Origin of the sequence: Streptomyces sp. (assembly GCF_031181555.1) — a bacterium.
GTDB classification, from domain to species: Bacteria; Actinomycetota; Actinomycetes; order Streptomycetales; family Streptomycetaceae; genus Streptomyces; species Streptomyces fimbriatus.
The window spans coordinates 47,522-59,752 of sequence record NZ_JAPSKQ010000016.1; the positions used below are offsets into that span (position 1 = coordinate 47,522).

Genomic DNA, 12,231 nt, shown 5'->3' on the forward strand with positions numbered 1-12,231 from the left:
AGACGATCCGGGACAGCGCGTGCCGGCTCAGTTGACCACAGGAGCCGTCCACGGGCCGGGAAGGCTGCGCCACTTCTCCCGCACGACCACCTCGCTCAGCCGCCAGCCGTCGTCCGTGCGCAGCACGGCGAACGCGTACCGGCCGCCGCACACGAAGTCCGGCGCGGCGGGTCCGCCGTCCTGCCCGGTGCGGCCCATCGGGCTCACGTAGTCGGCCTGCACCTGTGCCGTGTCGCCGGTGTCCTGCTCCCGGACGCCGAACCGCAGCCGCCGGTTGACGATCAGGTGCTGCCGCACGGGAAACCCCTCCAGGTGCTCCGCGAGCCACCCGGCCACCTCTCCGGCGCTCCCCTCGATCCCGCCGGCCGAGCGGTAGTCCGCCCGCCCCTTCGCCGTGAACAGCCCTCGGTACGCCTCCCAGTCACCGTCGTCCACGGCCACCGCGTACTCGGTGACGAGCCCGTCGACGGCCAGCCGGTCCCTCACGGTCGCGAGCTCCACACGCTGCGTCATCGGCTCAGTCTTGGTCATCCGGCGGGCGGAGCCAAGGGGGCGTGCGCGGATATTCACCGGTCTTCGACGTGCGGTGGGGCCGAGGCCGGACGCCGTGAACGATCAGCCGACCGGCACGCGCCCCGGGTCCGGGGCGCGTGCCCGCCGCACCGGGGCCACCGTCACCGTCCACCAGGCCCACCGGCCGGAGACCGGCCGCGCCGCGGCACGCACCGGCCGTTTCCCGTCGTCCTGGAGCCGGGAGCGCATGGCCTGGGCCGTCAGGCTGCGTTCACCGTCCGCACGGGCAGGTGCTTGAACGCTGGGCCGCATCAATTCCGTTGGGCGAGCGTGCCGAAGCGTGGATCATGGAGCCGTGGTGAAGTGGACGAAGAAGGCGGCTCCGGCCGAGCGCTCGGAGCGTGAACCGGAGCTCTCGGCGTACCAGCGGGCGATGCGGAACCGGCTCCTCGCGGCCCCCGTGGTGCCGGCGCCCGAACCCTGGCGGTCCGTCGCCTTCGTCCCGGTCGGTGGGCTCCTCGGGATCGGCTTCGCCTCGCATCCCGACAGCGGCCACGATCTGGTGATGGTCGTCTCCCACGACGGTCATGGTCTCTTCGACGCCGTGACCGGGGAGAAGCTCGCCAGGGACCGCGACCCCGACCCCGAGGACAGCACCCCCGACGCGGCTGCCGACCTCTCCTGCCCCGGGCTCGGGCCGATCACCGGAAGCCGCGTGCGCATCGCGGGGCTCTTCGGCGGAGGGCTGCACACCACCACCGCGGACGGCTGGGCCCTGGAGGTCGTCACCCCGGCCTGGCCGAATGATCGTGTCCTGTTGTCCAGCGACGGCGGGCTGCCCCACGCCGGTCCGCACGGAGAGCGGTGGTGGCACATCTTTCACTCGTACTACTCCGAACTCCGCGCATTCGGTTTCTCGCCCTCCGGCCGGACCGTCGCCGTGGCGACGAGCAGTGACATCTCCCTGTGGACACGCGGGACGGACAGCGGCCGCTCCAGCGGCGCCGAGGCCTGACCGAACCGGACTGCGGGCCCGGTCCGACGGACGCCGGCACGGCGTGGTCCGGAACGACCCGTGTCCGCTCACAGCGGGAAAGCGTGGCGATGCGTGAAGCCGGCCTCCCGACAGCCGCGGACCGGCGGACGACCTCGGACGGGCCCCAGCCGGGGCGCACCGTCAAGGGGCCCGTGAACGCGGCTCGACCCGGGCGCCGGGCCGCGTGCACAGGCCCCGTCCGCGGCGGATCACCGGGCGTGGGGAAGATACGCCTGTCCCCGTGAGCCGGCGCGCCCGTTGTCCGAGGGCACGTGGGGGACGGCGGAGCCGGGATCGAAGCCCGCGAAGGCCAGGCCGATGACGAAACCCGCCACCTCCTCCAACTGGCGGACGCGACTCAGCGTTCCCAGAGCCGCCGGGACTCCGCCGACGTCACGGACCAGTTCGCCGACGACGTTCAACGCCGTCGCGTCGTCGCCGCACATCGCCACCGTCACCCGGGGCCGGCCGCCACCGGGCGGGCGCGTCCATTGGTCGGCGGGAAAGAGATGGAAAGCCTTCACGACCAGGGCCCCCGGAGCAAGCCCGGCGATCCGCCCCGCCATCGACTCGCCGTGTTCGGTGAGCAGAGCGCCGACACCATGCGTGACGGCGTTCGTGGGGTCGATCAACGGCATCCCCTCGAGCGCGCCGTCGGACGCGTCGACCGATTCCAGCATGTCCTCGACGCCGTCCCAGGACACGGCGAGGAGCACCGCATCGCGCCCAGTGACCGCCTCACGCGGCGCGACGGCGACCACTCCGTGGCCCAGCCGCTCGGCGAGCTTCTCCGCCTTGGCCCGCGACCGTCCGCCGATCGCCACCTCATGTCCTGCACGTGCCCAGCCCTCGCCGAGGGCCGCCGCCAGTGTCCCTGTTCCCAGGATCCCGATGTGCATCTGCCTGTGCCTCTCCCGTAGCGGTCGGTCGGGTGGCTACGGTAAGGAAGGCGTTACGCACCGATCGGTGCGTGACCGACGCGCGATGATGGGCGGCGAGATGACTGATCACGACGCCCACTGCTACGAGTCGGTCGCCGATTGCCGTCTGCGCGCGGCCACCGACCTCTTCGCCCATACCTGGGATCCCGTTGTGCTGGCGGCGCTTCGCGTGGGACCTCGCCGACGCCGCGAGCTGCGCGCCGCGATCGGCGGCCTCAGTGACAAGGTGCTGACCGACTCGTTGCACCGTCTGCTCGCGGGCGGACTGATCGAGCGCCACGCGCATGCCGAGGCGCCACCACGCGTCGACTACGCCCTGACCGGCTTGGGACAGAGCCTGGTCGAGGGCCCGATGACGGCGCTCGGACGCTGGGTGGTCGAGCACGGCGACGAACTCCTCGAAGCCCAGGAGGGCGGTGCCGCGGGAAGTCCGTGAACACGGCTCGGCGTGGATCGAGCCGTCGCTCCTGTGGATGACGTACCGCTGCGGCAGGCGCCCGCGCGGGTGCAGTGGGATCCGGAGCGGGATCCGCACCTCGATCCGCTGCCGTACCGCTCGCTCCGGCCGGGGCCCACGGGGGAGAGGAACCGGGCGGCCGGGCTCCTGGACGAAGAGCGGCCGTACCCCCTGGACGAGAATCTCCTCGCCCATCTGCGAGCCTAGGGATCTTCGGATCGGACCTTCTCCCGGGAGGAACTCATGAAACGTCTCATCACCGTGGTCACCGGCGGCAGCCGGGGGATCGGCGCCGCGACCTGTCTGCGGCTCGCGGCGGAGGGACACGACGTGGTGGTGGGGTACGTCCGGGACTCCGCCGCCGCCGAGGCGGTGGCGGAGGGGGTGCGGGCAGCGGGGGCGCGTGCCGTGACCGTGCAGGGGGACACCTCGGTCGAGGCGGACGTCGACCGGCTCTTCGAGGTGGCGGAGCGGGAGCTGGGGCCGGTGACGGGGCTGGTGAACAACGCGGCGGTGACCGGGCCGCTGGGGCGGTTCGCCGAGGTCGGCACCGCGACCCTGCGCCGGGTCGTGGACGTCAACCTCATGGGGCCGCTGCTGTGCGCGCGGCGGGCCGCGCAGCTCATGACACCCCGGGGCGAGGGGGTGATCGTGAACATCTCGTCCGGGGCCGCGACGCTGGGCAGCCCGAACGAGTACGTGCACTACGCGGCGACCAAGGCCGCGGTGGACACGCTGACGCTGGGGCTGGCCAAGGAGCTCGGTCCGGACGGCATCCGCGTCAACGCGGTCGCCCCGGGCGTGATCGACACGGAGATGCACGCCGCCATGGGCGCCCCGGACCGGGCCCGGCAGGTGGCGGGGACGATCCCGCTGCGGCGCGCCGGGCAGGCGGAGGAGATCGCGGCGGCCGTGGCGTGGCTGATGTCGCCGGACGCCTCGTACACCACGGGGGCGGTGCTGAGGGTGGCGGGCGGCCGCTGAGGCGTACCGCCGGAGGGCGGGAGGGTCAGGCCGCTTCGACGACCTCGCCGCGGACCGCCGCCGCCCACTCGACCACCAGCAGCTCGTACTCCTCGCGCTCCTGGGCCGACAGGGAGCCGCCCGCACGCAGCCACAGGGCGCGGATCTGCTCGTTGACCTCGGCGGCGGACCGCACGGAACCAGGGGTCGTTAAATCGAGGGACATGCGGACAAGCCTAGGGCCAGACACTGACAGTGCGCTACCGGACGGCTACGTGCCCCGCAAGGGACCGGTCAGTGCGCCGGCTCGCCGGCGTCAGGACTCAGCACACCCGCGCCGACCAGCACGATGATGACGATTCCCAGGATGATGCGGTACCAGACGAACGGCATGAAGCTCTTGGTCGAGATGAACTTCATGAACCAGGCGATCACGGCGTACCCGACCGCGAAGGCGATGATCGTCGCGAAGACCGTCGGTCCCCAGGAGACGTGCCCGCCCTCCGCGGCGTCCTTGAGCTCGAACAGGCCGGAGGCCAGCACCGCGGGGATGGCGAGCAGGAAGGAGTAGCGGGCCGCGGCCTCACGCCGGTACCCCATGAACAGGCCGCCGCTGATGGTGGCGCCGGAGCGGGAGACGCCCGGGATGAGGGCCATGGCCTGGCAGATGCCGTAGATCAGGCCGTCCTTGACGGTCAGGTCCTGGAGTTCCTTGCGCTGCTTGGCCGCGCGGTGCCGGCCGCCGCTCTCGTCCCGCGCCGCGAGGCGGTCGGCGACGCCGAGGACGATGCCCATGCCGATCAGCATCGCCGCGGTGAGCCGCAGATCGCGGAACGGACCCTCGATCTGTTCCTTGAGCGTCACCCCGAGCACACCGATCGGGATCGAGCCGACGATGACGAGCCAGCCCATGCGCGCGTCGTGGTCCCGGCGCATCTCCTTGTCCGTCAGCGAGCGGGTCCAGGCCGACAGGATCCGCCCGATGTCCTTGCGGAAGTAGATCAGCACCGCGGTCTCCGTGCCGATCTGGGTGATCGCGGTGAAGGCCGCGCCCGGGTCCTCCCAGCCGGAGAAGGCCGCGGTCAGCCGCAGGTGCGCGCTGGAGGAGACGGGGAGGAACTCGGTCAGCCCCTGGACGAGTCCGAGGATGAGGGATTCAAACCAAGACATGAGGTAGCGGAGTCCAAGTGCCGATCGTTCAACGGGCGATGGGCACACCGCACCGCGGCGTGCGGTGATCGATGATCGGGTGCGCCGAGGGGGAAGCGTAGCGCCCCAAGATGACGGGCTCCGCACAGGGGCTTCACGGCCCGCCGGAGTCCGGTGCCGGCCCGGACGGCGGCGGCTCAGACCGCCGCCGGGCCGCCCACCGTCCACCCCGGGGCCCGTGGACGGGGCGTCAGGTCCTCGTGGCGCACCCGGTCGCCGCAGGCCCGGCGGGTGACGGCCGGGACGAGTTCGTCGCCGCAGACGTGCGCGAACACCATGGGCCGCTCGTCGTCCCGGCGCAGACGGCGGTCGCCCCACTCCCTCGGGGTCAGGTTGCCGAGGCACACCTCGCGCCGTGCGAGCAGGGAGTACTTCTCGCCGACGAGGACCGGGGTGCCGGCGATCGAGCAGGGGCGCGGATCCCTGGAGGCGGCCGTACGGGCGGGCCTAGGCGAGGGTACGTTCTTCCGACTCGCGGTGCTCGCCGTCTCGGTGCCCGCGCAGCCGGTGCCGCTTGCGCCACGCCACCGCCGCGCCCGCCAGGCCCGGTACGGCGATGCAGGCCAGCGCGATGAGGAAGGCCGGTGACGTCGGCGTCGAGGCGCGGGCGCCGGCCACGACGTAGGCGGCGGTGTTCGGGATCGAGCCGAGCGCCGTCGCCAGCAGGAACGGCAGCAGGCCCATGCGGGAGACGGCGGCGCAGTAGTTCGAGGCGGCGAACGGAATGCCGGGGAACAGCCGGGCCGCCAGCATGGAGCGGAAGCCGTGCCGGCTCAGCTGGTGGTCCGCGGCCTTCAGCCAGCGTCCGCGCAGCAGCGGACGCAGCGCGTCCTGGCCGAGCGCCCGCCCCAGGCAGAAGGCCAGCCCGGCGCCGAGCACCGTGCCGCCCAGCGCGGCCCCCAGGCCCAGCTGGGAGCCGAACAGCGCGCCCGCGGCGAGGTTCAGCAGCGGGCGCGGCACGAACGCCACCGTGCACACCCCGTAGACCACCGCGTACGCCACCACCGCCGCGGCTCCGCCGAACTGCGCCGGCCAGCCGTCGGTCAGCAGCCGCTGCGGCTCGAGGAGCAGCACCGCCGACGCCGCGCAGGCGAGCAGCACGACGAGCAGGGACAGCCGTGACCACGGCGACAGCAGGACTCTGGCGCAGCGGGCGGTGAAACCCGTCGCGGCGACGGGCGGGAGCGCGGACGGGGCCGCGGCCGCGGGGACGGCGATCGCGAGGTCCGTGGCGGTGGCCCGGGGAGAGGCCGTGGCGGTGCCCCCAGAGCGGTTGGTGGCATCGAGCATCCGGTGACACTAACCGACAAATGTGTGTGATCGCCGTAGGGTTCGTCTCATGCGCGTCACAGAGGCCCCGGCACCCCACGCACCGGACAGCCCGCTCGCCGACGCCGTGCTGGAGCGGCTCACCGCCGCCTACGGGGCCGCCGCCGATCCGGAGCGGGCCGTGGCCATGCGGGCGTACATGAAGGACGTGGCGCCCTTCCTGGGCCTGACCACACCGGTCCGCAGGGCCCTGTCCCGCACCGTCCTCGACGGTCTGCCCCGCCCCGGCGAGGCCGACTGCGCCGCGGTCGCCCTGCGCTGCTGGGCGCTGCCCGAGCGCGAGTACCAGTACTTCGCCGTGGACTACCTGCGCCGCCATGTGCGCCACTGTTCCTCCGGATTCCTGCCCGTCGCCCGGCACCTCGTCACCACCGCCCCGTGGTGGGACACCGTCGACTTGCTCGCCGCGCACGTCGTCGGCGCGCTGGTCGCCGCCGATCCGCGGCTCACGGCGGACATGGACGACTGGAGCGGCGAGGACGACCGGTGGCTCGTGCGCGCCGCCCTGCTCCACCAGCTGCGTTTCAAGGAGCGCACCGACACCGGGCGTCTGTTCGACTACTGCCGGCGCCAGTCCGGGCACCAGGACTTCTTCGTCCGCAAGGCCATCGGCTGGTGCCTGCGCGAGTACGCCAAGACCGACCCCGACGCCGTACGGGCCTTCCTGGCGCGGGAACGGGGACGGTTCGCGCCGCTGTCGGTGCGGGAGGCGCTGAAGAACATCGGCGGGTGAGCACCGGCGTGCGGCGGGCCGCCTCCGCACCGCTTCGTGACGCTCCGTACCGCTTCATGTCGCCTCGTGCCGCTTCATGCCGCGAAAAACCATTCGACGGGGAACGGCGGGTCGGCGATGATCGACGCCATGTTCCGGTACGCCTTCCACCTCGCAGCATCCGCCACCGCGGATGCCCCGAAGGCTGCCGTTCCCGCGTTCCCGGCCGCCGTCGACGGCGCCCGAAGCTGACCCTCCCCGGATCGTCCGGCGGACCCCGCAGGGGGAGGGTCGGCACCTTCCTCGGGGTCCCCGTCCCGCCGCGCGCCGTATCCGCCGCGCCCGGGGCGATCACGCGTTCATCACCGAGAGGCTTCGAGGTACCGCCATGTCCAAGACGGCGTACGTCCGCACCAAACCGCATCTGAACATCGGCACGATGGGCCATGTCGACCACGGCAAGACCACCCTGACCGCCGCCATCACCAAGGTCCTCGCCGAGCGCGGCTCCGCCAGCTTCGTCCCGTTCGACCGCATCGACCGGGCCCCGGAGGAGGCGGCGCGCGGCATCACCATCAACATCGCGCACGTCGAGTACGAGACGGACACCCGGCACTACGCGCACGTCGACATGCCCGGCCACGCCGACTACGTCAAGAACATGGTCACCGGCGCCGCGCAGCTCGACGGGGCGATCCTCGTCGTCTCCGCGCTCGACGGGATCATGCCGCAGACCGCCGAGCACGTCCTGCTCGCCCGGCAGGTGGGCGTGGACCACATCGTGGTCGCGCTCAACAAGGCCGACGCCGGTGACGAGGAACTGACCGACCTGGTCGAGCTGGAGGTCCGCGACCTGCTGTCCGCGCACGGCTACGGCGGCGACTGTGCGCCCGTCGTCCGGGTCTCCGGGCTGAGGGCCCTGGAGGGCGACCCGCGCTGGACGGCGTCGATCGACGCGCTGCTCGACGCGGTGGACACCTATGTGCCCCTGCCCGAGCGGTACCTGGACGCGCCGTTCCTGCTGCCGGTGGAGAACGTGCTCACCATCACCGGCCGGGGCACCGTGGTGACCGGCGCGGTGGAGCGCGGCACCGTCCGCGTGGGCGACCGGGTCGAGGTGCTCGGCGCCGGGGTGGAGACCGTCGTCACCGGCCTGGAGACCTTCGGCAAGCCCATGGCGGAGGCGCAGGCCGGGGACAACGTGGCGCTGCTGCTGCGCGGGGTGCCGCGCGACGCGGTGCGCCGCGGGCACGTGGTGGCCGCGCCGGGCAGCGTGGTGCCGAGCCGGCGCTTCACGGCGCAGGTGTACGTGCTGTCGGCCCGCGAGGGCGGTCGCACGACGCCGGTGTCGACCGGCTACCGGCCGCAGTTCTACATCCGCACCGCGGACGTGGTCGGCGACGTCGACCTCGGCGGGGCGGCCGTCGCCCGGCCCGGGGACACGGTCACGATGACCGTGGAACTGGGACGCGAGGTGCCGCTGGAGCCCGGCCTCGGCTTCGCCGTCCGCGAGGGCGGCCGCACGGTCGGCGCGGGCACGGTGACGGCGGTGGACTGAACCGGACCGGACCGGGCCGGGCCGGGGGCACGGGGGCGCGTCCCGGGCGCACGCGTCCCGGGCGCACGCGACCAGGGGTTCGCCTCCGTGCGCGGGCCCCGGCCCGTCGCCCCGGGCCGGGGCCCGCCTCCGTGCAGGCCGTTCGGGGAGCGGGCCCCGGCCGTCCGTCACAGGGTCGCGTCGCGGTGGGTCGGCCTGCCGTCGAGGACCGTGAGCAGCACCGGCATGTCGGGCAGGTCGGTGGCCGCCGTGGTGAGCGGGTTCTCGGCGAGCACCGTGAGGTCGGCGCGGTGACCGACGGCGAGCCGGCCGGCCTCGCTCTCCTCGCCCGCCGCGCAGGCGGCGTTGACCGTCATGCCCTGGAGTGCTTCCAGCGCGGTGAGCGCCTGTTCGGGGCCGTGCGGGGGCTGCGTGAGATCGCGGGTCGGCCGGCGGTGGCGGGCCCCCGCCATGACGCCCAGCGGCGGGTAGGGGGCGATCGGCCAGTCGGACCCGAGGACCACCGTGGCACCGGAGTCGACCAGGTCCCGGCAGCGCCAGGCGCGCGCGGCACGCTCCTCGCCGAGGCGGCGCGACCAGTTGTCGGTGTGGTCGGCGCGGGTGAAGTCGCAGCAGTGGGTCGGCTGCATCGACGCCACCACCCCGAGCGCGGCGAACCGGCGCAGCGTGTCGTCGGGCACGGTCTCGATGTGTTCGACCCGGTGTTGCACCCCGCGCCCGCCGTCGGCACGGGCCCTCTCCACGGAGTCGAGGACGTGGCGCACGGCCGCGTCCCCGATCGCGTGGGTGGCGACCGGCACCCCCGCCCGGTGCAGCGCGCCGAGGATCCGCGTGTACTCCTCCGGATCCGGCCAGAAGGCGTGCGTGGACTCACCGTGGCAGTCCGGACGCTCCAGCCAGGCGGTGCCGTTGTCGACGGTGCCGTCCATGAAGATCTTGACGCCCGCGACACGCCACAGCGCGCCCCCCGTTCCCTGCTGCTCGATCAGCGCGCGCACGCCGTCGGCGTCGGTGCCCGGCTGACACCACGGTGCCACCCGCAGCCGGAGGGGGAGTTCACCGGCGGCGTCGAGTTCGGCGAAGAGGTCGAGGCTGTCGCCGTTCGCGTCCATGACGTGGCCGCCGGTGAGCCCCGCGGCCGCCATGGCGCGCAGGGCCGCGGCGAGCCGTTCGCGGCGCTCCGCCCGGGTCGGCTGCGGGGCGACGCGCTCCACCAGCGCGCAGGCGGCGTCCTCGAGCAGCAGACCGGTGGGCCGGCCGTCGGCGTCGCAGACCACCTCGGCCGACGCCTGGTCGAAGGTGCGCGGACCGTCCACGCCGGCCAGCTCCAGCGCGCGCCGGCTCGCGAGCGCGGAGTGCGCGTCGAAGAGCAGCAGCAGTGCCGGCACGCCCTCCAGTACGGAGTCGAAGGGCGCGACGGCGACGGGCCGGTCCCCGAAGACGTTCGGGTCCAGGCCCCAGGCGTGCAGCCACGCCCGGGGCGCGAGCGAGCGGACCCCGGCGGCCAGCGCCGCCCGTACCTGGTCCAGGTCGGTGCAGTCCGACAGATCGAGACCGTGGGTCAGTTCGGCGCCGGAGACGGGGTGCAGGTGCCCGTCGACCAGACCGGGGACCACCACGGCACCCTTGAGGTCGATCACCGTGGTCGAGGAGTCCGCCCGTGCGCGGATCTCCCGGTCCTCACCGAGGGCGGTGATCCGCCCTTCGGCCGCGGCCACCGCGGTTCCGGGCAGGAAGCGGCCGGTGAGCGGGTCGAGCAGACGGGCCGAGAGCAGGACGAGATCGGTGCGCACGAGGGCTCCTGTGAGGACGGGTCGGTTCGGGCCGGCCGCGGTGCGACCGGTGGTCGGACCGCGGCCGCGTTCGACGGTGGTGAGGGGCGTCCGGCGTTCGCGCCGACGAGCGTGCCGGGTCCGGTGCCCGGTGGCGGCGTGAGGGCTCCGGAGGACCGGGCGGGTCCGTGCCGGTGTCGGCGGCGAAGGGGCCGGCAGGCGGGACGCATGCGTGCCGGTGGCAGGGGAGAGGGGCGCCGGCCGACGGGCCGGGTCAGTCCTCCACGGGTGCCAGGGTGCCAGGGGGCAGGCCGAGTTCGCGTTCGGCGAGGGTGACCGGCATCCGGCGGACCGCGGGTGGGTCGTCGTGGGTGTCGGCGCTGTTGACGAGCATGCCGAGACCGTCGAGGACGACCAGGATCTGCATGGCCGTCACCATCGGGTCCCCGGTGCGGAACTCGCCCCGCTCGACGCCGTCCCGCAGGACCGCCTCCAGCCGCTCGCGCCAGGCCGCCTCCTGCGCGGCGACGCGGTCCCGCAGCGCGGGCCGGTAGCGGCTCAGGTGCCGGGCGTTGAGCCACAGCCGGCTGATGTCGTCGTACTCCTCTCCGGAGGTCCGGGCGAGGAACCGGGCCAGGCACTCGGTGGGGGTGGCCCCCGCCCGGTCGGCCGGGAGGAGGTCGTCGAGCTCGGCGGCGGCGGCGCTTCCGTAGGCCTCGGCCACCAGGTCCTCCACCGCCGGGAAGTAGTGGCTGATCAGTCCCGGCCGGACGCCGAGCTCCTCGGCGATGCGGCGGAGCGTGATGCACTCCAGTCCCTCGGCCAGAGCCACCGCGGCGGCTGTTGCAACGATTTCCGCACGTCTGGCGGCGGGAGACATGCGAATTCGCTTGTTCGGGATGCTTGACGGCATGGAATCAATGCTATTGAGTGTGCGACCAACAAGCAAGCAGGTGGGATCACCAGCAACCGGAGGGGCCTCATGGCGTCCACGATTCCCGACCCGTGTCCCGGCACCGGCACCGCGCAAGAGGCGCCCCGGCCCCCCTCGGAGCGGGCGGGCCGCGTCGAGGCCCACGGCATCGACCACATCCCCGACCGGGAACGCCACGGCCGGCCCCGGCAGCTGTTCCCCGTCTGGGCGGCGGCGAACGTGAACTACCTCAGCCTCGTCATCGGCGGCGCCCTGGTCCTGATGGGCCTGACGTTGTGGCAGGCCCTCGCGGTGATCGTGGTGGGCAACCTGTTCTGGCTGCTCACCGGGCTGCTGTCCATCTCGGGCCCCGCCGCGGGCGCGCCCAGCGAGGTGATCACACGGGCCGTCTACGGCGTCCGCGGCAACCGCGTGAACAACGCGATCGTGGGCTGGCTGATCTCCGTCTGCTACTTCGCCCTCAACCTGGCGGCCGCCGCGACCGCCGCGTTCACCCTCGTCGAGAAGGCCGGCGTCACGGCCGGCACCGGCGTCAAGACCGCCGTCGTGCTGGTGGTCGCCGCCCTCACCCTGGCCATCGGCGTCTACGGGCACGCCGTGATCATGAAGCTGTACCTCCCGATCACGCTCGCGCTCACCGCCGCCTTCGCCGTCGTGGCCCTCGCCGTGTTCCGGCACGCCGACTTCGCGTACGTCCCGGCCGAGCCGCTGACCGGCACCGAGTTGTGGGGGGTGCTCATCGCGGGGGTCACCCTCGTCGGCTCGGGACCGCTGTCCTACACCACCAGCGCCGACTTCTCCCGCTAC

Annotated in this window: 15 protein-coding genes and 1 pseudogene; 8 read left to right on the top strand and 8 right to left on the bottom strand. The window is 73.5% G+C overall.

The window, feature by feature from the left end:
* Positions 1-27: 27 nt before the first annotated feature.
* Positions 28-513, bottom strand: coding sequence for a nuclear transport factor 2 family protein (locus tag RIM90_RS06015; RefSeq protein ID WP_309059510.1), 486 nt, complete (start codon positions 511-513; stop codon positions 28-30).
* Between the two features lie 94 nt (positions 514-607).
* Between RIM90_RS06015 and RIM90_RS06020 the strand changes: the two genes are divergently transcribed.
* Entirely contained in the window at positions 608-811 is a 204-nt protein-coding gene (locus RIM90_RS06020; RefSeq protein ID WP_375165402.1) for a DUF4291 family protein, read from the top strand.
* A gap of 57 nt (positions 812-868) precedes the next feature.
* Entirely contained in the window at positions 869-1,528 is a 660-nt protein-coding gene (locus RIM90_RS06025; protein ID WP_309059511.1) for a hypothetical protein, read from the top strand.
* A 230-nt stretch (positions 1,529-1,758) separates the two neighbouring features.
* Here RIM90_RS06025 and RIM90_RS06030 read toward each other — a convergent pair whose 3' ends face one another.
* Entirely contained in the window at positions 1,759-2,448 is a 690-nt protein-coding gene (locus RIM90_RS06030) for an NADPH-dependent F420 reductase (protein WP_375165403.1), read from the bottom strand.
* Positions 2,449-2,515: 67 nt separating this feature from the next.
* Here RIM90_RS06030 and RIM90_RS06035 point away from each other — a divergent pair, with 67 nt between their 5' ends.
* The 3 genes and pseudogenes from RIM90_RS06035 to RIM90_RS06045 all read left to right on the top strand — a co-directional run bounded on the left by RIM90_RS06035 (position 2,516) and on the right by RIM90_RS06045 (position 3,931).
* Positions 2,516-2,926, top strand: coding sequence for a helix-turn-helix domain-containing protein (locus RIM90_RS06035; protein WP_309059512.1), 411 nt, complete (start codon positions 2,516-2,518; stop codon positions 2,924-2,926).
* A 48-nt stretch (positions 2,927-2,974) separates the two neighbouring features.
* A pseudogene (locus RIM90_RS06040) lies at positions 2,975-3,154 on the top strand (DUF4291 family protein); the annotation flags it as partial.
* 36 nt (positions 3,155-3,190) lie between these two features.
* On the top strand, positions 3,191-3,931 hold the full coding sequence (locus RIM90_RS06045; protein ID WP_309059514.1) for a glucose 1-dehydrogenase: 741 nt from the start codon (positions 3,191-3,193) through the stop codon (positions 3,929-3,931).
* A 25-nt stretch (positions 3,932-3,956) separates the two neighbouring features.
* On the opposite strand, the gene RIM90_RS06050 is transcribed toward RIM90_RS06045, so the two are convergent.
* The 4 genes from RIM90_RS06050 to RIM90_RS06065 all read right to left on the bottom strand — a co-directional run bounded on the left by RIM90_RS06050 (position 3,957) and on the right by RIM90_RS06065 (position 6,409).
* Complete coding sequence (locus tag RIM90_RS06050) at positions 3,957-4,136, bottom strand: hypothetical protein (protein WP_309059515.1); 180 nt, start codon at positions 4,134-4,136, stop codon at positions 3,957-3,959.
* 68 nt (positions 4,137-4,204) lie between these two features.
* Complete coding sequence (locus RIM90_RS06055; RefSeq protein WP_309059516.1) at positions 4,205-5,080, bottom strand: undecaprenyl-diphosphate phosphatase; 876 nt, start codon at positions 5,078-5,080, stop codon at positions 4,205-4,207.
* Between the two features lie 176 nt (positions 5,081-5,256).
* Positions 5,257-5,523: a hypothetical protein gene (locus RIM90_RS06060; RefSeq protein WP_309059523.1), complete on the bottom strand. Its 267-nt coding sequence runs from the start codon at positions 5,521-5,523 to the stop codon at positions 5,257-5,259.
* Between the two features lie 43 nt (positions 5,524-5,566).
* Positions 5,567-6,409: a TVP38/TMEM64 family protein gene (locus tag RIM90_RS06065; protein ID WP_309059517.1), complete on the bottom strand. Its 843-nt coding sequence runs from the start codon at positions 6,407-6,409 to the stop codon at positions 5,567-5,569.
* A gap of 49 nt (positions 6,410-6,458) precedes the next feature.
* On the opposite strand from RIM90_RS06065, the gene RIM90_RS06070 reads away from it, so the two are divergent.
* Positions 6,459-7,181 (top strand): DNA alkylation repair protein, encoded by a 723-nt coding sequence (locus RIM90_RS06070; RefSeq protein WP_309059518.1) that lies wholly within the window; start codon positions 6,459-6,461, stop codon positions 7,179-7,181.
* Positions 7,182-7,548: 367 nt separating this feature from the next.
* Positions 7,549-8,718: an elongation factor Tu gene (tuf, locus tag RIM90_RS06075; RefSeq protein ID WP_309059519.1), complete on the top strand. Its 1,170-nt coding sequence runs from the start codon at positions 7,549-7,551 to the stop codon at positions 8,716-8,718.
* Between the two features lie 167 nt (positions 8,719-8,885).
* Here the strand turns inward: tuf and RIM90_RS06080 are convergent, their stop codons facing one another.
* A complete protein-coding gene (locus RIM90_RS06080; RefSeq protein WP_309059520.1) occupies positions 8,886-10,511 on the bottom strand; it encodes an amidohydrolase in 1,626 nt (541 codons plus the stop codon).
* Positions 10,512-10,764: 253 nt separating this feature from the next.
* A complete protein-coding gene (locus RIM90_RS06085) occupies positions 10,765-11,403 on the bottom strand; it encodes a TetR family transcriptional regulator C-terminal domain-containing protein (protein ID WP_309059521.1) in 639 nt (212 codons plus the stop codon).
* A gap of 69 nt (positions 11,404-11,472) precedes the next feature.
* Here RIM90_RS06085 and RIM90_RS06090 point away from each other — a divergent pair.
* The coding region (locus RIM90_RS06090; RefSeq protein ID WP_309059522.1) for a cytosine permease at positions 11,473-12,231 on the top strand (759 nt) is incomplete at its 3' end.